Genomic DNA, 21096 nt, shown 5'->3' with positions numbered 1-21096 from the left:
TATGAGCGCGCCTGGGACATGCATAATGTGCCGACAAGCAGTCCGTGAATTCAGCTTCAGCGCAGGGGGCGATCTGCTTGCGGGTAATCCTCGATTGCCGGTTGACCGTCCCCCGGCTGTTCCGGTTCGGTCCTCAGGCTCCATTCGATGATTTCCGGGGCAAGTTCCTCAAGGCCTGGCAAGGCAGACGGCACTTCTGTTTCCAGTTCGCTCGTCGGCAACTCGTTCAGCCATTCCGATTGCCACTTGCCGACTTTTCCGTCTCTGGCCTTTTCGGCAAGTTCCATGAAATCGGCAGGTGCGTCCGGCGCCGGATCCGCCCACCCATAGCGGACAAGACGCTTGCTGAGGTCCATCGATCCGCGGGTGCAGGTTGCCAGAATCTGTTGCGGTCCGGTCTCCTCGATCTTTTCGCAAACCACCTTCAATTGCCGCACCAGTCCTCTCAGGAAAGTGCGCGCCCTTGCGCCGCAAGGCCAGGTGCCTCCGAGACGGGAAACACAGGTTTCGTCCGATTTCAGCGGAACGATATGGGCAAGCGTTACTGTCAACCGGTCTGACTTGATGCGTCCGCCGTCTAGAACCTGCACGCGCATCAGCTCCAGTGGGCCATCCGGAACCGGTTCAATCGGCGGATCCTTGAGTTCCAGGTAGCGTTTGGAAGGTTCAATACGTTTCAGGTCACCTTGTACCTGCGGTGCCGACACCCCCTCCGGCGAAACGTTGCGAATGTCGTTCGGCAGCGGTGCAGCGGCAACAACGACGGGGTCACTTTGAGTCTGTGCCGGTTTCTGCGTCTGGGCTTGGGTAGTGGACGATTGTGGCGCGGGCTCGGACGTCTTTGCCGGCTCACTTGTTTCCTCGGCGGCGCTGGGGATGCTGCCTGCAGCCACCTGCTCGTCCTGTACGGACGGCGGGTCTGCCAGGAGCAGCCAGGCGAGCAGACCACCTGCGGTGGTCAGCACGATTGCAGGCGTTATGAGAGGCCGAAGCTTCATCAAATGTGTGCTCGCAGGTTATTGGCTCGCCCAGATAATACGGGCAGTCCACTCGATTGCCGAGTGCTGAAAGCGCACTGACTGTGAATTGTCCCCGATTGTGCAAACTGCCAGGTCTTCGTCACCTGTCTCCTGCAACGTGTAAAGCGACAGCCGGCCACTGTTGAGCTTGATGGCAAGCTTGTCACCGGTGCGAAGGGGGGCGCCGGGAGCAACTACGACGATGTCGCCGTTCCTGTAAAGGGGATGGAAGTCTTCGTTGCTGACCTGCAGCGCAAAAGCAGCGCCGATTTGGGGAAAGCTGAAACTTTGCCAGTTCGCGCCGGCCGGCCGGCCGGCACTGTCGAAGGCATTTCGGTCCGAGGCAGCATCCAATCCGGCAAGAGGTACCAAAGCTGGCGCGGCGTCGGTTGGCCCGCCCGGGGTTTCGACCCTGGCGGCAAATGTGTTCAAGGCTTCGCCGGTGGCGGCCAGCACCTTGGCAAGCGATTCTGTCGATGGCCACCGTGGGCGTCCGTCGCCTGCAACGCGTTTCGACGGGTTGAAAGCGGTCGGATCCAGTCCGGCACGCCGAGCCAGGCCGGACGGCGAAAGCCCGTTCTGCGAGGCGAGGGCATCAATGGCCGCCCAGACCTTTTCATGTGAGAGCACGGCTGCCGTTTCTCCGTATTGGCGCGACAGGAATAAATACCTTTCGCTCATATGGGTTATCCCGACCAAAATTCAAAAGAAACAGGCTGGAGCCACTTGTGCGGCTTGTTCGCTACGGTTCGGATGAGTAGTGTCCCGACCGGCTGAGCATGCGCCGGGTCTTTGCCTGCCATGCCGTCACCGGCAAGATGCAAGGCAGACAGATGACCCTGATTTTCAAGATCGTTCCGAAATCCATGTGGCAGGAGGCAACCGACCAAGGCGTCTTCAAAGGCGCGCCGGTGGACCTTCAGGACGGTTTCATTCATTTTTCCGCCGAGGATCAGGTCCGGGAAACTGCTGCAAAGCATTTCGCGGGCCAGCACGATCTGTTGCTGGCCGCCTTTGATGCTGATGGGTTTGGCGACTTGTTGAAATGGGAAACTTCCCGGGGCGGGGCCCTGTTTCCCCATCTCTATGGCTCGCTGGACCCGAAGGCCGCACTCTGGGTGAAGGAACTGCCGCTTTCACCGGACGGGTCACATGACTTTCCGGAGCTGGATCGATGATACCGCCTTTCCTTGAAAACGTCGCGCTGAGAGGCCTGCAGTGCCTGGACGCCGAAACTGCGCACCGTGCGACTATTGTGGCTTTGAAATCCGGTCTGATGCCGCCACGCCGGAAAGTGTCTGACCCGCGCCTTGCAGTGAAGCTCTGGGATCTGACCTTTCCCAATCCGCTCGGAATGGCTGCAGGGTTCGACAAGAACGGCGAAGTGCCCGATGCGCTGCTGAAGCTGGGGTTCGGATATACGGAAGCCGGATCGGTCACCCCGAAGCCGCAGCCCGGCAATCCGCGGCCGAGGGTGTTCCGCTTGCCCGCAGACGAAGGCGTGATCAACCGCTATGGATTCAACAACGAAGGCCACGCAGCCCTGCGCCAGCGGCTTGAAGCCCGCCGGCGGTTGACAGGAATTGTCGGGATCAATGTCGGTGCCAACAAGGATGCAACCGACCGGATTGCCGACTACGTGGCCGGCATCACCGCATTCGCCGATATGGCGTCTTATTTTACCGTCAACATTTCTTCGCCCAACACACCGGGACTGCGCGACCTGCAGGCCCGGTCCGCACTTGCCGATCTGCTGACTGCCGTGATCACGGCGCGGGACGAGTGCACGCAGACGTTTGGGCGCCAGGTTCCTGTGCTCTTGAAGATCGCGCCGGACGTTGCTGATGAGGACCTGCAGGATATCGTCGAGGAAGTGCTCGCCAAGAGCGTCGACGGCCTGATCGTCTCCAACACGACGATCGGACGAGACGGCCTGAGCGGCAAGGGGCCGGCACAGGAAACCGGAGGCTTGTCGGGCAAGCCCCTGTTCCGGAAATCGACCATCATGCTGGCGCGCGCACGCAAACTGGCAGGACCGGACCTGCCGATCATCGGTGTCGGCGGTATCGACAGTGCGGAAACCGCCTGGACCAAGATCACGGCGGGTGCCGACCTCTTGCAGCTCTATTCTGCCCTTGTGTTCAAGGGTGCGGGGCTGATTGACGAGATCCTGAGCGGCCTTTCTGCAAAACTGGACCAGCACGGGATTGCGTCGCTGCGCGACGCGCGGGATGCCAATGTCGATGCCTGGGCATCGGAAACGGCCTAGATACTGCTGTTCTTATGCGTTGCCGAACGTCTCGGCTGCCCGCTTTCTGCACGCCGCCAGCAATGTCAGGCCACGTGTTCCGAAGAACAGCAGGAAGGCGAGCCAAAGACCGTGGTTCCCCAGGATGGGGAACAGAAGGTAATAGGCAGCCAGGTAAACGACGAGCGACAACAGCATCATGTTGCGCATGGTCGATGACCACGTGGCGCCGATAAAGACCCCGTCCATCTGGAATGCCAGCACGCCGAAGACTGGGGTCAGTATCGCCCACACAAGATAGGTCGACGTTACCTGACGGACATCTTCTGCCGTTGTCATGAAATCGATCATGTACTGCCCGAAAAACCAGAACAGCGTCGACAGAATTCCTGCCAGGGCGAAGCTCCACAGTGCTGTCAGTTTCAATGCGCGGTCGAAGGCGGGCCGGTATCTTGCCCCGACCGCCCGGCCGGCAAGCTGTTCCGCCGCGGTTGCCAAGCCATCCAGAAAGAATGCAGCCAGCATGATGAATTTCTCAAGCAACGCGTTTGCGGCCAATACGGTGTCACCCTGATCTGCCGAACGCGCCGTGAAAAACGCGAAGGCGAAGAGCAGGGTGAAGGAGCGGATCATGATGTCCCGGTTGACGGCCATCATGCGCACCAGCAGGCGGCGGTCGAAAATCACCTGAAGAGCCGGCCAGGACGTCTTGCCGGTGGTGAAGACAACCAGGCAGACGCCCAGTGCCGTTGCTGCGATTTCACTCAGGACAGTTGCCAGTGCGACACCTTCCACGCTCCAGCCGAAACCGATGACGAACCAGACGCTGAGGCCGATGTTGAGCCCGTTCAGAACAAGCTGAAGCACCAGCCCTGTTCCTGCGCGCCCGAGGCCGATGAACCAGCCGAGCATGGCATAGTTGGCAAGGAGAAAAGGGGCACTGTAGACACGGATGTCAAAGTAGCGGCTCGTTGCGGCCTGCACCTCCGCACTGCCCCCCAGGAACCAGAGCCCGATTTCCCGCAATGGGGCTTGCAAAAGGATGACCAGAAGACCACCGATGGCCGCAATCACGAAGGCGCGCAGAAGTGTCGCCCTGACTTCTTCCTCGTTCCGGGCACCGAAAGCCTGGGCTGTCAGGCCTGTCGTACCGGACCTCAAGAAATTGAAGGTCGTGAACACCAGGTCGAAGATGATCCCGCCTATGGCGATCCCACCAAGCAGAGCCGGATCGCCAAGGCGGCCGATCACGGCCATGTCGACGATGCCGAGCAGGGGTGTCGACAGATAGGCAAGCGTCATCGGAATGGCGATGGCAAGAACAGTGCGGTGGGTAACCGCAAAGGCCAGTTTCGGCCGCTCGCCGGTTGCTGAAAGTTGGGACATCGATGGCTCGCTTCGAGAGGAAGACCTTCATGTCTGCCTTGCCTTGGCGCGTCAATTCTTTTCGGCGCATACCGGGTATTCAGGGGCATGGCTGACGAATTTGCACCGAGCCGTAAAATTCGGATCTGCTGTGTCGTTCAAAGGGGTGCCCGTGGCGCCGGCGCGCCTTATATTGCGCACAGATGACCCTGCCTATCGTTCACCATCCGGCCTACTGCGCCGATCTTCCCGCCAATCACCGGTTTCCGATGGACAAGTTCCGTGCCGTTGCCGAGTTGATACGGCAGGAAGGGGTTCTCGGCGACAGCGCCTTTTTCAGGCCTCGTCCGGCCCCCTTCGAGTGGGTCGCACTCGCACATGAGCCGGCCTATGTGGATCAGGTCTTCAATGCCCGGGTGCCGGAAAAGGTGGCGCGGGAAATCGGTTTTCCGATGCGCGAGGACATCGCCCTTCGGGCGCGCTGTGCAACGGGCGGGACCGTGTTGACGGGATATCTGGCGCTGGAACACGGCATTGCCTGCAACACCGCCGGCGGCAGTCATCATGCCCGGCGTGCACACGGAGCCGGGTTCTGCGTCTTCAACGACGTCGCAGTTGCCATCAAGGTGTTGCAGGCGGATGGCGCCATCCGCAAGGCGCTGGTGGTCGACCTGGACGTGCACCAGGGAGACGGCACCGCGGATATCTTTCAGGGCGACCCGGATGTCTTCACGTTCTCGCTTCACTCGGAAAAGAACTATCCCGTGCGCAAGGTTCCCTCCCATCTCGATATCGGTCTTGCCGATGGGACGGGTGACGAAGTCTATCTTGCTGTTCTGGAAGAGGTTCTGCCTGATCTGCTGCGCCAGGGGCCCTGGGACATCGTCTTCTTCAATGCCGGTGTCGATCCCTATTCCGGCGATCGCCTCGGCAGACTGTCGCTGTCACGCGACGGTCTTTGCAGGCGTGACCGCTATGTCATCGAAACGGTGCGAAAGGCGGGCGTTCCATTGGCAGGCGTTCTGGGCGGAGGCTATTCGACGGATATCGACGAACTGGCCGATCGCCATGTGACACTGCATCGAACAGCCAAGGCTGTGCTGGCTGAAGAAATCACTATCATTGCCGCGCATGAACAGGTGGCCGGCTAAAGCAAGCCGGTTCACACCAGGATATTGGACACCTGCAGGGAGACCGATGTCGAACCGGTTGCGGTCGAAACCCTGTCCGTACCCGCAGGGCTCGCGGTGGAAGCCGGGTCTGGCTGCGCGCCGAAGTCTGAGGCCCTCAGTGCCTTGATGCCGTCCTTGAGATCTGCACGGACGTCTTTCAGATCGTTTTTTGTTTCGCGTTCTTCGCGCTTGAGCAGGCGTTCTATCTGTTGGGCAAGAGACTTGATGTCCTCAGCCATCTTGGCGAGGGCTTCCTTGTCGCCCTGCAGCCCGGACCTGCGGCTTGCGGCGAGTGCCTTGTTCGTTTCCTGTTGCTGTTCCGTGTAGGTCAGGACAGCCGCTTTCAGGTCTTCCCGCCAGCTATCCGGATCCTGTGCACCTGCGGATGAACCTTCCTGCTCCACTCCGGACTGAGCCTGACCTGTCGTCTGGCTCTCCGGTCCCGAAGTCGTGGCACCCGTTTCAGATCCGGATACCGGAATTTGTGTCTCGGGACTGCTCGCTGCCGCAGACACAGTCTCGACCAAAGCGGAGGATGCATTAACCTGCGCCCCGGCACCGGTTATGATTTCTGCTGTGGCGGCGACGTTTGAAGCGCCTGAAAGAACACCCGTGCCGACGCCTCCACCGCTCAAGCCCTGGCCTGCCGCCTTTAGGTCCTGGGAGGCGGACTTGAACTCCTTGGAGATCTGTTTCAGCTCCTTGAGCAGACGCTTGGCCTGCTCCGGCGTTGCGAACCGCAGCATTTCCTTGAGCCGTTCGATGCGCTTCTGGACCATCTCGATCTTTTGCCTGCGCATCGCATCCTTGTTGTTCTCTACCGACCGGGCGAGGCCGTCGCTGAGCTCAACAGAATCCTTGTAGGTTTCGAAGAGGGATTTTGCCTTGTCCTCGTCGTCGGCCGACCCGTTGGCCCCCAGAAACGTGGTGAGCGTTTGTGCGGCAGCAAGCGAACCTGAGCGATTGCCCGCACCAGAACCCGCGCGGGCGTAGGCCTGGTAGGAGGCGGCAAATTTCGATGTTGCGATCGCGGACATGCAAGGGCCCCTTAAGGCTCGGGGAGGTTCCGCCAGTTTCAGTTAATTATGATTAAGAAAGAGTTAATTTCCCGCAAGGGTTGCGTGCTTGCCTTAAGTGCCAATTGCAGGCCTCTGCCGCTCCTAGCGGTTTCGACCCATGGCCAGAATGCGAGTAACCAGCCAGATCGGGACAACAACCATTGCGCCGATAACCAGATACTTGCCCAGGCGTCCAAGGGCGTTGAAACCCATGTTCCACAGGCGCTCGACAAAATCGATCGACATGGTGATCAGGTCGAGCGGGTCGAGGTTCAGCGCGGACAGGATAATGCCGACAACGAAGGACAGGAACACAAGCCGCAAAAGCACCTGGGCTGGTGAACCTCCCAGAAAACGGCTCAGGCCGGTGTCGGACATATGTGTCTCCTGCATGTCGTTGCTAGCATTCTTGGCCAGAAGTTAGGAATATTCGGTGTCGATTACAATGAGGCCTGGCAAGCTGGGCAGCAACTCCAGCTCTTGCGAAGGCAGTTTGTAAAATTTCTAATTAATTAAGTTTGGTGTCGTAATTCGTAAAGTTCTGTTCGCTTCCTGCCAAAGACGCAGCGGCCAGGTTGGCGTATTAAACTTTCAGGAATGTGCATCTAGATCGTTTGCGGCCACCCACAACCGCGACGGTCTGCCTTCCTCTACCTGCGGTGAAAGACAGCCGCCGGACTTGCACAAGTGCTGAACCGGCAGAAAAGGCGCGCACACTGCAGGATGGGCCAGCCGCCATCGACCCGTCCTGTTCTTCATGCAAATGAAAGAGCAGCCGATAGCGGTATTGGCGGGTTCAGTCGAGTGTTCTCGGCGGAACCGCCGGCAACAAGAATGATCTCTGGCACGGTGGTGACAAGCCCGTAACCGCCGTGCCGCAATTCTCCAGACACTACAGGTTCTCCGTGGTCCAGACATTTGCAAGGGCCGGTATCGGCGTCACTTCGTGGCGGCGGATGGGCGAAGTGTCGAGGAGGTTGCCACAGTGACCCTGGCACGTGGCAGGGGCTGTTTGCTGCCCGTCGCAGACGTACCTGAAGCTTGAGACCTGGAGCGCGGCGCATCCCGAACCTTCTTGGGGGAGACGCCAAACCACGTTTTCACGGCGCGCGAAAAGGTGCTCAACTCCGAAAAGCCGAGGAGATAGGCGATTTCCTTCATGGGAAGATCCGTTCCCAGAAGATATCGTTCGGCTGCGGAACGCCGAACTTCCTCGCTTAGCTGACGAAAGCTGGTGCCTTCCTTTTCCAGAAGCCTCTGCACCGCGCGCTGCGACATGCCAAGTTTCGCTGAAATGAGCGGCAGGGTGCATGTCCCGGTCGACAGACTGGCGGAAACTTCGTTGGCAATGCGCGACAGCGGAGATTCAAACTGGCCGAACCTTTCCAGTTCCGAATTCGCCGACGTCAGGATGATCTCGTAAAGGTGGGCGTCGTGGCGCCGGAGCGGGCGGGAGAGCAACGTTTTCGGAAACGAAATCCTGTTGCGGGTCGCGCCGAACTTGATCCGGCCCTGATATTTTTTCTGAAAATTGGACGTGCAATTTGGTTGTGAGGTCGCGAGCTCGATAAGGATTGGCGGCGCTTTCATGTCGAGTGCATGTTCAATCTGCTGGGTCGCCCAGCCGATGCGTCCGAACACGTTCTGTCGCCATTCACCGCGTCCTTCAAGGATAGGCCATTCCACGAAGCCGCCGGTCTCGTCTTCCTCGAAAATTACCCGATAGGCATTGGTTCTGATCGGACTGAACTTCGCCCAGGCCTGACAGGCTTCCCTGAGTGAAGGAGCGCAGGCAAACAGATAGTCGAAGATTGAAAAGCAGCCGATGTCGATCGTGTTGAACAGATCGAACATGACGGCGTCATCGCCCAGGACATCGGCGATATGTTCAAAAACGGCATGCCAGGCGGCTATCGGCACGGTACCTTGCGGGTCGTCCAGGCTGGCGAGATCGAATTCATAGTCCCTGGCCATTTGAGGCCAGTCCAGATTGGCGTTCGAACAAATGTCGCGCAGAACGCGGAAGACATCCGAGCGCGCCCATTCGCCATCTAGCGGCATTCGTATCTCCAGCCTGCCCATGCTTAATTCCAGGCAGAACTGTGCATGACAAGTCACGCCGGATCAAGTTTTGTCGTAAAATGCTAACAATTGCTGGCGAATGCGACAGGGCGATGCCGCTCCCGTCCGGAAGCGGCATCGGTTGTCGATCAGGCTGCGTCCTTGACCTTGGCCTCCGCCTTCGGCGGGAATTTGCCGTAGAACGTCTCGTTTTCCTTCGCCATGTCCTTCAGCAGCTTGTTTGGCTTGAAACGCGGTCCCCACTTGCGGGTGAACTTCTTGCACAAGTCGACAAAGGCCGGAGTGCCCATCATGTCGATATAGCTGAGCGTACCGCCGGTATAGGGCGCGAAGCCGAAACCAAGGATGGAGCCGACATCGGCTTCACGCACATCCGTTAGGCACTTTTCCTCGAAGATGCGGGCGGTTTCGAGCGCCTGCATCACCAGGAGACGCTGCTTGAGTTCTTCGATGTTGAAGCTCTCTGCAGGCTTCGGCTGTCCGGTGACTTCCGGAATGCCGGGCCACAGGCTCTTGTCCTTGCCCTTGTAGTCGTAGAAGCCCTTGCCGTTCTTGCGGCCGAAACGTTCCTGCTTCACCACCATCTCTTCCAGGATGTTGTCGAGCGGGCCTTCGACGTATTTGACGCCGAGGTCCTTGCGAGTTGCAGAGACGATCTTCCAGGCAAGATCCAGCGCCACTTCATCGCCAAGCGACAGCGGTCCGACCGGCATGCCGGCCATCTTGCCCGCATTCTCGATCATCGCCGCCGGAACGCCGTCCGCCAGCATCATCAGGCCTTCGCGGATATAGGTCATGACCACGCGCGAGGTGTAGAAGCCACGGCTGTCATTGACGACGATCGGGGTCTTCTTGATGGCCTTGATATAGTCGAGCGCCACGGCAAGTGCGCGGTCGGACGTACGCTTGCCGAGGATCACTTCCACCAGCATCATCTTGTCGACGGGCGAGAAGAAGTGAATGCCGATGAAGTTCTTCGGCCGCTTGGACGCCTGCGCCAGAGAGGTGATCGGCAGGGTCGAGGTGTTGGAAGCATAGATGGCACGAGACTTCATCACCGCCTCGGCCTTCTCCGTCACCGCCTTCTTGATATCGCGATCTTCGAAGACGGCTTCGATCACCAGATCGCAATCTGCCAGGGCTTCATAATCGACGGTGGCGGTGATCTTCGACAGAAGCTTATCCTTCTGCTCCTCGCTCGCCCGGCCACGCTTGATCGCCTTGGTGATCAGCTCTTCGGAATGAGCCTTGCCCTTGTCGGCGGCTTCCTGGTCGCGGTCGATCAGGACGACGTCGATGCCCGCCTGTGCCGTGACATAGGCAATGCCTGCACCCATGAAGCCTGCGCCGAGAATGCCTATCTTGCGGATCTTGTTCGGGCGCTGGTCCACCGGGCGGCGGGCCAGCTTGTTCAGCTCCTGCATGGAGACGAACAGCGAGCGGATCATGTTGGCGGCTTCCGGAGCCTGAAGCACCTTGGCGAAGTAGCGGCTTTCCACCTGAAGCGCGAGATCCATCGGCAGCTGCAGACCTTCGACGACGGAGCGCAGCAGGTAGCGGGCACCCGGATAGTTGTCATAGGTCTCGCGGCGGTAGATCGCATTGGCGGCCGGCCAGAACTGGAAACCGGCGGGGGAATAGACCTTGCCGTTCGGCAGCTTGTAACCCTTCTTGTCCCAGTCCTTGACCGGGTCGAGGCCTGCCTTCAGCATCTTCTTGGCGGCGGCGACCAGTTTCCTGGTCGGGGCGACTTCATCCACCAGTTTCATCTGTTTGGCCTGCGGTGCCCGCAGGGTGCGGCCCTGGAGCAGAAACTGCATGCCCTGCTGTCCGTCCGTCATGCGCATGACACGCTGGGTGCCACCGGCGCCCGGAAAGAGGCCTACCTTGACTTCCGGCAGACCCATTTTCAGGCCTTCGTCAACGACGCGGCCATGACAGGCCAGCGCCAGTTCGGTACCGCCGCCCATGCAGGTGCCGGCAACGGCGGCGACGAAGGGTTTGCCGCAGGTTTCCAGCTTGCGGTAGACCTGAGACAGCTTGCGCGATCCTTCGAACAGAGCCTTGGCCGCAGCTTCCGCATCGTTACCGCGCTTGATGTGAAAGTCCTTCAGAAGGCCTTCCAGCATGGTCAGGTCGGCACCACCGGAAAAGGTGGACTTGCCGGACGTGATCACGGCCCCCTTGATGGCGTCGTCACTTGCCACCTGGTCGACCAGGGCATCCAGCTCGTCCATGACCGACAGATCGATGACGTTCATCGATTTTTCCGGCATGTCCCAGGTGATCAGGGCAAAACCGTCCTCATCGGTTTCAACGGTGAAATTCTTGTAGCTCATTTGATGGTCCTCCTCGGGTCAGGCGCCGGTCGACTGCAGATGGGCGCGCTGTTGCGCAGCCGTCTTCGTGCCGTCGACGACAACGTCGCCGGTGTGTTTGGTCTCTGCGGGTTCGAACAGCATCACCCAGCATTCGTCTTCTGCGAGCGGATTGTGCTCGACGCCCTTGGGCACGACGTGCATGTCGCCGGCGTTCAGGACGACATCGTCCCGGTCGCGGTAGCGGATGGTGAGGCTGCCCTTGATGATGAAGAAGAGCTCGTCCTCGTCCTGGTGGTCGTGCCAGACGAACTCGCCTTTCAGCTTCGCAAGCTTGACGCTCTGGTCGTTGACGTCGGCCACCACACGCGGCGACCAGTAGTCGGTGATCTGGGCGAATTCCCTGTCGATGTTGCTGATCATGATCAGACCCGCTCGATGATGGTCGCTGTTCCCATGCCCGCGCCGATACACAGCGTGACGAGGGCGGTGTTGAGATCGCGGCGTTCCAGTTCGTCGAGCACGGTGCCAAGGATCATGGCGCCGGTGGCTCCAAGAGGATGGCCCATGGCAATCGCACCGCCGTTGACGTTGACCGTTGCCGGATCAAGATCGAAGGCTTGCTGGTAACGCAGGACGACGGAGGCAAAGGCTTCGTTGATCTCGATGAGATCAATGTCCTTGATGTCCATCTTGGCGTTTTTCAGAAGCTTTTCTGTAACATCCACCGGACCGGTCAGCATCAGGGCCGGTTCGGAACCGATATTGGCGAAAGCCTTGATGCGGGCACGCGGCTTCAGGCCGGAGGAACGGCCTGCGGTGCTGGAACCGATCAGAACGGCGGCAGCGCCATCGACAATGCCGGAGGAGTTGCCGGCGTGGTGCACGTGGGTGATCTTTTCGATTTCCGGGTGGGCCTGGATGCCGACCGCATCGAAACCGCCCATGTTGCCCATCATTTCGAAGGAGGGGTTGAGCGAGGCGAGCGACTGCATGTCGGTTTCCGGCCGCATGTGCTCGTCCCGGTCCAGAATGGTGATGCCGTTCACGTCCTTCACCGGCACGACGGATTTGGAGAACCGGCCATCTTCCCAGGACTTGCCGGCGCGCTTCTGGCTTTCCACCGCATAGGCATCGCAGTCATCGCGCGAAAAACCGTATTTGGTGGCAATCAGATCAGCCGAGACGCCCTGGGGCATGAAATAGGAGGGGATGGCCACCTGCGGCTCGATCGGCCAGGCGCCGCCGGAGGCGCCAAGGCCGACACGGCTCATGCTTTCCACGCCGCCGGCAATCACCAGCTTGTGCTGGCCTGCCATGACCTGGGCCGAAGCCATGTTGACCGCGTCGAGACCGGAGGCGCAGAAGCGGTTGATCTGCATGCCCGGAACCGACTTGTCGTAACCGGCCGCAAACACCGCCGCACGGGCAATGTCGCCTCCGGCTTCCCCGACCGGGTCGACACAGCCCAGGACGACGTCGTCCACCCGGGTCGTGTCGAGACCGTTCCGGTCGCGGATCGCTTCCAGCGCGGTGGCCGCAAGCCGGACGGCGGGCACTTCGTGCAGCGAACCGTCCTTCTTGCCGCGTCCGCGCGGAGTGCGCACGTGGTCGTAGATATAGGCTTCGGGCATCAGATCCTCCTCTAGATCGGATTGGCCTCAGGTCTTATCCGGCAAGGGATGGCCGGGCATGAGGTCGTAAGGATGTTTCCAGCCGGGCAGAGCCTTGATCCGCCCCAGCCACTTGGTGACATTCGGATAAGCCTCGAGATCAATCCCGAGCTCACCTTCGTAAAAGAGGTAGCTGCACAGCGAGAAATCAGCGCTTGTCGGCTTCTTGCCGATGGCGAAGTCATTCTTCGCGAAATGCTTGTCCAGGATGGCAAGGGCGGATTTCGACCGCCCGTCGAGCCATTTGACGACGTCCGTCTCGCCGGTCTTCATCAATGTGCGCAGGAAGCGCAGCGGACCGAGCAAGCCGGAAACCTTCTGGTTGTCGAAGATCGTCCAGCGCAGGATTTCCCGCCGCTCTTCATCGTTTTCCCAGCCAAAGGCGCCGAACTTCTCGGACAGGTCGTCCATGATGACGGCGGACTGGGTCAGGATGTCGTCACCATGCACAAGCACCGGCACTTCACCCATCTCGTTCAGCGTGTCCCGGAATTCTTCGGTGCGGGTGGCCCCGTTGAAGAAATCCACCCACTCCGGCTTCCAGTCGGCGCCGCACAGCTCCAGCATCAGGGCCACCTTGTAGGAGTGTCCCGACTGGGCCATGCAGTGAAGAACGTATTCAGCCATAACTTGAAATTCCCCTCGCAAATCAAATTGGAACGCGACTATAGCCGCCGGTTTCGATTTGCGGGCTCAAATTTCCGCCATCAGCGAGCTGGCCCGCGGACGCCTTAAAAAGCGTCCGCGGCAACCGACATCATGGTTTCGGACCCGGACGAGATTCGGGCAAGATGGGCACCGGTTTCCGGCAAGGTGCGTTCCATGAAGAAACGCCCGAAGGTCAGCTTGGTTTCCAGCCATTCGGCCTTGTCGCCTGCACCTTCCGCGACCTTTTCCTGAATGGCCTTTGCGATCTTCGCCCACATGTAGCCAAGGGCAACAAGTCCGAAGAGATGCATGTAGTCGACGGAGCCGGCTCCGGCATTGTCCGGATTCTTCATGGCGTTGTTCATGAACCACATGGTCGCGGCCTGAAGATCGTCCATGCCCTTCTTCAATGGCCCGGTGAAGGCGGCAAGGGCTTCGTTGTCCTTGTTCTCCTTCAGGAAGGTATTGACCTCGTTGAAGAAGCTCATGACTGCCCGACCGCCGTTCGCGGGCAGCTTGCGGCCGACGAGGTCCAGTGCCTGGATGCCGTTGGCGCCTTCGTAAATCATGGCAATACGGGCATCGCGAACGAACTGCTCCATGCCCCACTCGCTGATGTAGCCATGGCCACCGTAAAGCTGCTGGGCATTGACCGCGTTGGCAAAGCCGGTGTCGGTCAGAACGCCTTTGAGCACAGGTGTCATCAGTCCCATCATGTCGTCGGAAAACTGCTTGGACTTCTCGTCGTCGGACCTGTGCGAGACATCGCCATGTAGCGCGGTCCAGATGACGAGAGCACGAGCGGCTTCGTTGAACGAGCGGATTTGCATCAAGGTGCGGCGCACGTCCGGATGCACGATGATCGGGTCGGCGGGCTTGTCCGGGTTTTTCGGTCCGGTGAGGGCGCGGCCCTGGATGCGATCCTTGGCGTAGATGACGGCATTCTGATAGGCGACCTCCGACTGGGAGAGCCCCTGAACCGCAACGCCGAGGCGGGCCTCGTTCATCATGGTGAACATGGCGCGCAGGCCCTTGTTCTCTTCCCCGACCAGCCAGCCGGTGGCATCGTCGTAGTTCATCACGCAGGTGGCGTTGCCGTGAATGCCCATCTTGTGCTCGATCGAGCCGCAGGAAACGCCATTGTTGTCTCCCACGGAGCCATCGTCGCCGATCGCGTTGCGGGGCACGACAAACAGCGAAATGCCCTTGGTGCCGTCCGGGGCACCCTCGATGCGGGCCAGCACCAGGTGGATGATGTTTTCCGCCATGTCGTGTTGACCGGCTGAGATAAAGATCTTGGTACCGGTAATCTTGTAGGAGCCGTCGGCTTGCGGCACCGCCTTGGTGCGGATGAGGCCGAGATCCGTTCCGCAGTGCGGTTCGGTCAGGTTCATGGTGCCGGTCCAGGTTCCGGCGATCATGTTGGGAAGGTAGGTTTGCTTCTGATCATCCGTGCCGTGGATCGTCAGGGCCGCAACGGCCCCTGCAGTCAGCCCCGGGTACATCGAGAAAGCCATGTTTGCCGAAGAGGCAAATTCATTGAAGACAGTGGTCAGAGTATGCGGCAGGCCCTGTCCGCCGTAATTCGCGTCCGCCGACAAGGTGCCCCAGCCGTTTTCGCAAAACGCCTTGTAGGCTTTCAGAAAGCCTTTTGGTGTCGTGACCGTGCCGTCGTCGTTGCGCGTGCAGCCTTCGCTGTCGCCGGTCTGGTTCAGCGGCTGGAGAACTTCTTCCGCGAACTTGCCACCTTCGCGCAAGATCGCTTCCACAAGGTCGAGAGGCGCATCGGAAAAACCTGGCAGGTTGGAATATCGGTCATAGCCGAACACGTCCTTCAACAGGAAAAGCGTGTCATCGACGGGAGCGGTATAGCTCGGCATGGAAATCCTCCCAGATCTGCCGTTTATGTCTCGACCTTACGTTTCCGTAAACGTCACCTTGAGGCCTATATACGCGTGTTGTTATTGCCCGGCAAGTGGTGTCCCAACGGAAGGGTTGTCAAAAAAATACGCCTAAAACATGCTGATGGGAATGATTTCCGAAGGTCCCGTACGCGAAATCGTGTTGCGAGGTGTCGTTTTTGGGGAATTTCACAGTTTTTGGAAAAAGGGCGTCTGTTCTCGCAGAAATTGCAAGTTGACGTCCGCACAAACAAAAACCGCCGGCGTTGCCGCCAGCGGTTTCAAAACTCTGAGGTCGAAAGGAAAGGGACTTATGCCTCTTCCGCTTCCTTGTGCTTCAGCATGCCGGAAACGATCTCGACAGTGCGCGACAGTTCCTCGATGGCCTGTTCGATGTCCTTGCGCTGATCTTCCAGAACGGCGATCTGCTCGTTGAACTTGGACAGGGCGACGCGGAGCTGCGTCACCTGACCGTCGCGCAGGTCGTAAAGGTCGAGCATGTCGCGGATCTCGGACAGGGAGAAGCCAACGCGTTTGCCCATCAGTACCAGTTTCAGGCGGGCACGGTCGCGGCGGTTATAGACGCGGTTCAGGCCGTCGCGCTTGGGGTTGAGCAACCCCTTGTCTTCGTAAAAGCGCAGCGTGCGCAGGGTGCAGTCGAATTCTTTCGCCAGGTCGCCGATTGTGAACTGGGTTTTCTTCGTGCTGTCGTCGTTTGCGGACACAACGTCCACAAGATCGTCTTCATTGAGGATCGAAAGCGCTTCGCTCATAGCAGTTTGTTCTCGTTTTTCAGCCGTTGTCCGGCTCATCGTTGATGTTTTGCAGTTTTCGAAACCCGCTCCGAAGACATGATCTCCAGTGCGTTCTCAGGCGATGCGGTTGTGTGCACAGTGGCTCAGCCGGTTTCTTGCGCACTGTTTAGCTTACGTTTGCGTTAAGGTCCAGTCACGGAAGGTCGCAGGGGAAAAATTCGTTAACGCAGCGTTTGCCGATTCGCGTCACCCTGATCGCGTGAACATCGGATTTTCATTCGAAAACAGTCTGTTTTTGCATTTAGCAAGGCCAATTAACGGCCTGTTTACCCTAAAACGACAAAGTCTTTCAAAACGCTGTGCCTGTCCCGTCCTCGACGGAATCATGGCGCAGCCTGTTTCATCAGCGGTCTGAATGACCGTCAGCCCAGGGTCAAGAGATGCCGGCTTGGAAGAAAAACGAGGCAGGACGCCGCGGCCGTGATGCGTATGAAGGCGACGACTTTTACGATGCACCACGCCGCGAGCCGGCGCGAAACCGGATAGAACGGTTGACGCGCACTGCAACGGCGCTTGGCAAAAATGACCGTTATCCCTCCGAGGAACGTGACGAGGATCTCGACGCCGTGGCCGACGAGTTGGACCGGCTACTGGCCGACCAGGCGGAACCACGCCGGACCGAAGTGCGTCGGCCGGAGCCTCACCAGTCTGCACCGCGCCGCAGGGTGTCTCGGCGCGAGCCGGGCATTGATGAAGTCATGGGTGCGCTCGACCGATTGGACGAACAGGTGCAGGGGCTTGCGAGACCGGACCCAAGGGAAGACTATCGCCAGGAGCATCGCGCGGACTACCGGGATGAGTCGCTTCGGCCAGCGCCGACGCCACGTCCTCGCCCGGGAAGCTATGCCATCGACAATCTGCCGGCTGACGAACCCTATTATGACGAGGACGATGCCTACGAAGCGCAATATGCGCCGCAGCCCTCCCGCCAGCGCGATCGGGACGTACGCTCCAGAAGCGAAGCGTCCATGCATATCTACAAGGACCTCGGCCGCCGCATCGACGCGTTGAGAGCGCCGCAGGAACAGGCCTTCAATCAGGTTCGCGATGAGCTTGGTTCGTTGCGCGAGGCACTTGGCGGCCTGTCGCGCGGCACCAATGAAACCGTGAGCCGGCAGAATGCGGAACTGCGTCGCCTGTCCGACATGGTCGAGCGTCTGCGCGCCGACAAGAAGAACGACCAGCTTGCCCGCGAGATCCGCAAGGAAGTCGCCGACCTGAAGGACATGGTCGGCCGCACGAACGTGGAAGGGGCACTCCAGACCCTCGAGCACGGGTATGCCCATATCCTGCAGCGCCTCGATGAATTGTCCCGTGCGTCTGTGGATCCCCGCGTCCTGCGCGGTGTGACTGCGCGCCTCAATGAAATCGAGGACGCCTTTGCCGCGCTGCCGCGGTCCGAGCACATGATGGTGCTGGAAGACCGGGTCGTCAGCATTGCCGAACGCATGGAAGAGCTCCTGCAGCGCAAGGGCCATGCCGATATCGAACCGCTTCGCGCGGAACTGCGAGAAGTGCGCGGCTTTGTCGAACAGATCGATATCAAGGGTCTTGTCGAGGGTATCGATGACCGGATGAAGTTCGTGTCCGGCCGCCTCGACGATCTGGAAGTCCTGGCCCGGGAACAGCGCGGCCTGGACAGCCGCCTGTCCGCCATGGAACAGCGCATGCCCGAGCCGGAAACGATCTCCAGGCTGCAGGGCCGCCTGGAAGACATCGTCGGCATGATGGCCGACGACCGCGCAGCTCCGGTGGACACTCAGCATCTGGGTCAGGTTGACCGGCGTCTCGATGAGATCGTGGACCGTCTCGAGCGGATGGAGCAGGCAGGTCCGCTTCCGTCGACCGACACGGGCGCCTTTGCAGCGCTGGAACAGCGTCTGGAAACGATCTCCGGCAAGATCGATGCGATCGAAAAGAAGTCCGCGCGCCCCGTGCCGGTTCTGGATGCGGCCGCGATGCGGTCCGGCGGCAATGCGCCGGACACCAAGTTCATGGCCCAGCTTCAGGAGCGGTTGAACGATCTGACTGCACGTCTGGATCAGCCGAAAGACACGGTCACGACATCCGACCTCGACAAGCTGCGCGCGGAGATCGGATCCATGCGTGCCAGCGTGTCCGCACCGGCATCGACAGAAGCGCTCGAGCAGCGGATTGCCGATCTGGCGCAGATCGTGTCGAAGGGTGCCGATGTTACCGACGACAGCCGTTTCGAACAGCTCGGAGCCAAGGTTGCCGCGCTTGCGGAACAGATCGAAAGCACGTCTACGCAGGCGTTCAGCATGGAGCAGTTCTCGCCGTTCCTGGAGCGGATCGAGAAGGGCCTGGAAAAAACCCGCTCGGACGTTGTGGGCATCGCCCGCGAAGCGGCAAGGGAAGCGATCGAAAGCGCACCGGCACCAGGAAGCGGCCAGTACGATCAGGCCATCACGGAACTTCAGTCCGATCTGAAGCGGTTGCTTGACGCTGCTGAAGGCACTGACGAACGGACGCGGAACACCTTTGACGGGGTCAAGTCCGTGCTGGGCTCGCTGACCGAGCGCCTTGACAACCTGGAACGTGCCGACCACTTCGGTGAAACGCCGGCCTCCAGCTTCTCGCCGATCAAGGTTGACGAACCGGCCCCGTTGTTCTCCAAGGCCCCCCAGGCCAGGAAGACGGAAGGCGAGCAGCAGACCGCTGATGCACCGCGTGCCGATGACCGGACCCGTGATCGCAAGGCAGACTTCATCGCAGCAGCCCGCCGCGCAGCACAGGCAGCTTCCGCGGAAGCTGCACAGCTGGAAAAGCGGCAGAAGGTAACGGAAGAACCTGAAGCTGCCGATGAGGAACGCGGCAAGGCCCGTGTCGGCTGGCTGCGCAACGTTCTCAAGCGCGACAAGTCCGCTGCGAAGGAAGACAAGGCCGAACCGGTCGGAGATCTGGAGCTGAATGCCGAGGACGTTGCCGACCAGGCGTTTGAAACCCAGGATGCTACCGTTCTGCCGGGTGATCGCCCGGCACCGGAAGCTCCGCAGGCCTCCAGCGGCCGTCGTCGGGCCATTCTCTATACGGCTGCCGCCGTTGTCCTGTTGATCGGAACACTGCAGGTGTTCCGCCTGGCAACCGGTGGCCCGGAAGAGGCCGATCAGCTTGCCGCGAACACGCCGGAAACCGTTGAAGCTGTTCCTGCGCCGGAAATGGCAGACGCTGCTCCGGTACAAGCCGACGTTCAGCCGGACGTTGAGGTTACCAGCGAGGTCGCTCTTGCAGAGAGCCGCGGCGTCGGATCTGCGGCTGAAGGCGCAGAAACCGGGGCTGTCAGTGCGATGCCGGACGAGACAGCCGACACGATGCCAGAACAGGCCCCGGCCGTTGCATCAGCGCAGTCCGCGCCGCCGCAAACGACACCGGTTACCGAAAGCAATAATGTTGAGGCTGCTTCCGCGTCCGGTCCGCTTGCCCCTGAAACCGAACTGGCGTTCGCGCCGCCCGCAGGCGTTGCAAGCAGCTTTGGCAAAGCAGGTGAAAGCACTGTGTCCGGGTTCCAACCGGCAAGCGAAGCGGGTGCTCCGGCAAGCCTCCTTGCAAATCTGCCGCCGGAAGGCGTTGGCCCGATGGCGCTGCGTAGCGCTGCTGCCAGCGGCAATGCGGCCGCAGAATTCCTGGTGGGTGTGAAATTCACCGAAGGCAGCGGTGTATCGGCGGATCTGTCCAAGGCAGCAGTCTGGTATCAGAAAGCGGCCGACAAGGGGCTCGCGCCTGCCCAGTACAGGCTCGCAAGCCTCTACGAAAAGGGCCGTGGTGTCGACAAGGACCTGCCGAAGGCAAAGGCCTGGTATTCCAAGGCAGCCGAAGCCGGTAATGCGAAGGCCATGCATAACCTCGCGGTTCTTTATGCCGAGGGAGGTGGTGAACAGCCTGACTATGCAGCTGCTGCCAAGTGGTTCGAAGAAGCCGCCAATTTCGGCGTCAAGGACAGCCTCTTCAACTTGGGCATCCTCTATGCCGGCGGCATCGGCGTCGATAAGGACCTTGTCGCCAGCTACAAATGGTTCGCGATTGCAGCCGATCAGGGCGATCCGGAAGCAGCCAAGCGCCGCGACGATGTCGCCAACATGATGGACCAGGAAACCCTGGCCAATGCCCGGCTCGCGGTCGAAAACTTCAAGCTGAAGACACCGAACGCGGCGGCCAACAAGGTGACGATGGAGCCGGGTTGGGTGGACAGCGCTACATTGCCGGCGGAAAAGGTGTCGATCCAGGCGCCCGACAACACGGCCATGGTCAAGGAAGCCCAGGACAAGCTCAACTACCTCGGTTTTGACACCGGTACCCCGGACGGCCAGATGGGCCCGCGCACCCGCAGCGCGATCCGCGCCTTCCAGCGGAGCATCGGAATGCCGGAAACCGGAGAAGTCGACAACCGTCTGCTGGACGAGTTGAAGAGCCAGGCGATTTAAACCATCCCTTCAGGCATCCGGGGATGGGCGCGACAAACGGCGACCTGATGAAACGAACACCCAGCCGGGCTAGATGCCCGGCTGGGTGTTCTCACATTGCGGCCCGCATCGTTTGTTCACGGTGACACGAAATGGAAAATTCTTCGCCAACGGCGCTACTGCCTATTCGCCGATGGAACAGGCAGACCCTGAATGCAGTCAGATATTCGAATGCGAAGCACTATAGGCGTGGTTTCAAAAACAGACCGAAACGCGGGATATATCCGCAACGCAATGGTCGAATTCCGCCTGGCACTTGTCTAAAATCGGCGAACCGAACCAAACCGACCTGCTGGCCGGTTGACATGCCGGACTG

Annotated in this window: 16 protein-coding genes; 4 read left to right on the top strand and 12 right to left on the bottom strand. The window is 60.0% G+C overall.

Annotated features, from left to right (window positions below):
• Window positions 1-56 precede the first annotated feature (56 nt).
• Together FIV05_RS27375 and FIV05_RS27370 are read right to left on the bottom strand one after the other, a co-directional pair.
• Window positions 57-998 (bottom strand): thermonuclease family protein, encoded by a 942-nt coding sequence (locus FIV05_RS27375; RefSeq protein ID WP_152511694.1) that lies wholly within the window; start codon window positions 996-998, stop codon window positions 57-59.
• Between the two features lie 18 nt (window positions 999-1016).
• Complete coding sequence (locus FIV05_RS27370) at window positions 1017-1700, bottom strand: helix-turn-helix transcriptional regulator (RefSeq protein ID WP_152511693.1); 684 nt, start codon at window positions 1698-1700, stop codon at window positions 1017-1019.
• A 152-nt stretch (window positions 1701-1852) separates the two neighbouring features.
• Between FIV05_RS27370 and FIV05_RS27365 the strand changes: the two genes are divergently transcribed.
• Both FIV05_RS27365 and FIV05_RS27360 read left to right on the top strand, forming a co-directional pair.
• Complete coding sequence (locus FIV05_RS27365; RefSeq protein ID WP_173013963.1) at window positions 1853-2197, top strand: DUF952 domain-containing protein; 345 nt, start codon at window positions 1853-1855, stop codon at window positions 2195-2197.
• Window positions 2194-3288 (top strand): quinone-dependent dihydroorotate dehydrogenase, encoded by a 1095-nt coding sequence (locus tag FIV05_RS27360; RefSeq protein WP_152511691.1) that lies wholly within the window; start codon window positions 2194-2196, stop codon window positions 3286-3288. The genes FIV05_RS27365 and FIV05_RS27360 overlap by 4 nt, the downstream gene beginning before the upstream one ends.
• A gap of 12 nt (window positions 3289-3300) precedes the next feature.
• On the opposite strand, the gene FIV05_RS27355 is transcribed toward FIV05_RS27360, so the two are convergent.
• The gene (locus FIV05_RS27355; RefSeq protein WP_152511690.1) at window positions 3301-4653 is read right to left on the bottom strand and encodes an MATE family efflux transporter; all 1353 of its coding nucleotides are present in this window, start codon (window positions 4651-4653) and stop codon (window positions 3301-3303) included.
• Between the two features lie 182 nt (window positions 4654-4835).
• Between FIV05_RS27355 and FIV05_RS27350 the strand changes: the two genes are divergently transcribed.
• On the top strand, window positions 4836-5783 hold the full coding sequence (locus FIV05_RS27350) for a histone deacetylase (RefSeq protein WP_152511689.1): 948 nt from the start codon (window positions 4836-4838) through the stop codon (window positions 5781-5783).
• 11 nt (window positions 5784-5794) lie between these two features.
• Here the strand turns inward: FIV05_RS27350 and FIV05_RS27345 are convergent, their stop codons facing one another.
• The 9 genes from FIV05_RS27345 to FIV05_RS27305 form a co-directional block, all read right to left on the bottom strand.
• On the bottom strand, window positions 5795-6841 hold the full coding sequence (locus FIV05_RS27345; protein ID WP_152511688.1) for a hypothetical protein: 1047 nt from the start codon (window positions 6839-6841) through the stop codon (window positions 5795-5797).
• A gap of 123 nt (window positions 6842-6964) precedes the next feature.
• Window positions 6965-7240: a DUF6460 domain-containing protein gene (locus FIV05_RS27340; RefSeq protein ID WP_031269649.1), complete on the bottom strand. Its 276-nt coding sequence runs from the start codon at window positions 7238-7240 to the stop codon at window positions 6965-6967.
• Between the two features lie 561 nt (window positions 7241-7801).
• Entirely contained in the window at window positions 7802-8923 is a 1122-nt protein-coding gene (locus FIV05_RS27335; RefSeq protein WP_152511687.1) for an AraC family transcriptional regulator, read from the bottom strand.
• 149 nt (window positions 8924-9072) lie between these two features.
• On the bottom strand, window positions 9073-11283 hold the full coding sequence (locus FIV05_RS27330; RefSeq protein ID WP_152511686.1) for a 3-hydroxyacyl-CoA dehydrogenase NAD-binding domain-containing protein: 2211 nt from the start codon (window positions 11281-11283) through the stop codon (window positions 9073-9075).
• 18 nt (window positions 11284-11301) lie between these two features.
• Entirely contained in the window at window positions 11302-11685 is a 384-nt protein-coding gene (locus FIV05_RS27325; protein ID WP_023001781.1) for a cupin domain-containing protein, read from the bottom strand.
• A gap of 2 nt (window positions 11686-11687) precedes the next feature.
• A complete protein-coding gene (locus FIV05_RS27320) occupies window positions 11688-12896 on the bottom strand; it encodes an acetyl-CoA C-acetyltransferase (protein WP_152511685.1) in 1209 nt (402 codons plus the stop codon).
• Between the two features lie 27 nt (window positions 12897-12923).
• Window positions 12924-13562, bottom strand: coding sequence for a glutathione S-transferase (locus tag FIV05_RS27315; RefSeq protein WP_023001779.1), 639 nt, complete (start codon window positions 13560-13562; stop codon window positions 12924-12926).
• Window positions 13563-13666: 104 nt separating this feature from the next.
• Window positions 13667-15463, bottom strand: a complete 1797-nt coding sequence (locus FIV05_RS27310) for an acyl-CoA dehydrogenase C-terminal domain-containing protein (RefSeq protein WP_152511684.1) — start codon at window positions 15461-15463, stop codon at window positions 13667-13669.
• 332 nt (window positions 15464-15795) lie between these two features.
• Window positions 15796-16257 (bottom strand): MerR family DNA-binding transcriptional regulator, encoded by a 462-nt coding sequence (locus FIV05_RS27305; RefSeq protein ID WP_023001777.1) that lies wholly within the window; start codon window positions 16255-16257, stop codon window positions 15796-15798.
• A gap of 422 nt (window positions 16258-16679) precedes the next feature.
• Here FIV05_RS27305 and FIV05_RS27300 point away from each other — a divergent pair, with 422 nt between their 5' ends.
• Window positions 16680-20741, top strand: coding sequence for a peptidoglycan-binding protein (locus tag FIV05_RS27300; RefSeq protein ID WP_152511683.1), 4062 nt, complete (start codon window positions 16680-16682; stop codon window positions 20739-20741).
• The last annotated feature ends 355 nt before the right edge of the window (window positions 20742-21096 follow it).

It is taken from the genome of Labrenzia sp. THAF191a, from assembly GCF_009363335.1.
GTDB lineage: Bacteria > Pseudomonadota > Alphaproteobacteria > Rhizobiales > Stappiaceae > Roseibium > Roseibium algicola.
The sequence above is the reverse complement of the archived record's forward strand: the minus strand, read 5'-3'. Positions and strand labels throughout refer to the sequence as shown.

Excerpts from the sequence above, each read along its gene's own strand:
- FIV05_RS27325 (WP_023001781.1), bottom strand. The coding sequence starts at position 11,685 with ATGATCAGCAACATCGACAGGGAATTCGCCCAGATCACCGACTACTGG.
- FIV05_RS27365 (WP_173013963.1), top strand. The coding sequence starts at position 1,853 with ATGACCCTGATTTTCAAGATCGTTCCGAAATCCATGTGGCAGGAGGCA.
- FIV05_RS27375 (WP_152511694.1), bottom strand. The coding sequence starts at position 998 with ATGAAGCTTCGGCCTCTCATAACGCCTGCAATCGTGCTGACCACCGCA.
- FIV05_RS27350 (WP_152511689.1), top strand. The coding sequence starts at position 4,836 with ATGACCCTGCCTATCGTTCACCATCCGGCCTACTGCGCCGATCTTCCC.
- FIV05_RS27345 (WP_152511688.1), bottom strand. The coding sequence starts at position 6,841 with ATGTCCGCGATCGCAACATCGAAATTTGCCGCCTCCTACCAGGCCTAC.
- FIV05_RS27310 (WP_152511684.1), bottom strand. The coding sequence starts at position 15,463 with ATGCCGAGCTATACCGCTCCCGTCGATGACACGCTTTTCCTGTTGAAG.
- FIV05_RS27355 (WP_152511690.1), bottom strand. The coding sequence starts at position 4,653 with ATGTCCCAACTTTCAGCAACCGGCGAGCGGCCGAAACTGGCCTTTGCG.
- FIV05_RS27360 (WP_152511691.1), top strand. The coding sequence starts at position 2,194 with ATGATACCGCCTTTCCTTGAAAACGTCGCGCTGAGAGGCCTGCAGTGC.
- FIV05_RS27320 (WP_152511685.1), bottom strand. The coding sequence starts at position 12,896 with ATGCCCGAAGCCTATATCTACGACCACGTGCGCACTCCGCGCGGACGC.
- FIV05_RS27335 (WP_152511687.1), bottom strand. The coding sequence starts at position 8,923 with ATGCCGCTAGATGGCGAATGGGCGCGCTCGGATGTCTTCCGCGTTCTG.
- FIV05_RS27305 (WP_023001777.1), bottom strand. The coding sequence starts at position 16,257 with ATGAGCGAAGCGCTTTCGATCCTCAATGAAGACGATCTTGTGGACGTT.
- FIV05_RS27330 (WP_152511686.1), bottom strand. The coding sequence starts at position 11,283 with ATGAGCTACAAGAATTTCACCGTTGAAACCGATGAGGACGGTTTTGCC.
- FIV05_RS27315 (WP_023001779.1), bottom strand. The coding sequence starts at position 13,562 with ATGGCTGAATACGTTCTTCACTGCATGGCCCAGTCGGGACACTCCTAC.
- FIV05_RS27370 (WP_152511693.1), bottom strand. The coding sequence starts at position 1,700 with ATGAGCGAAAGGTATTTATTCCTGTCGCGCCAATACGGAGAAACGGCA.
- FIV05_RS27300 (WP_152511683.1), top strand. The coding sequence starts at position 16,680 with ATGCCGGCTTGGAAGAAAAACGAGGCAGGACGCCGCGGCCGTGATGCG.
- FIV05_RS27340 (WP_031269649.1), bottom strand. The coding sequence starts at position 7,240 with ATGTCCGACACCGGCCTGAGCCGTTTTCTGGGAGGTTCACCAGCCCAG.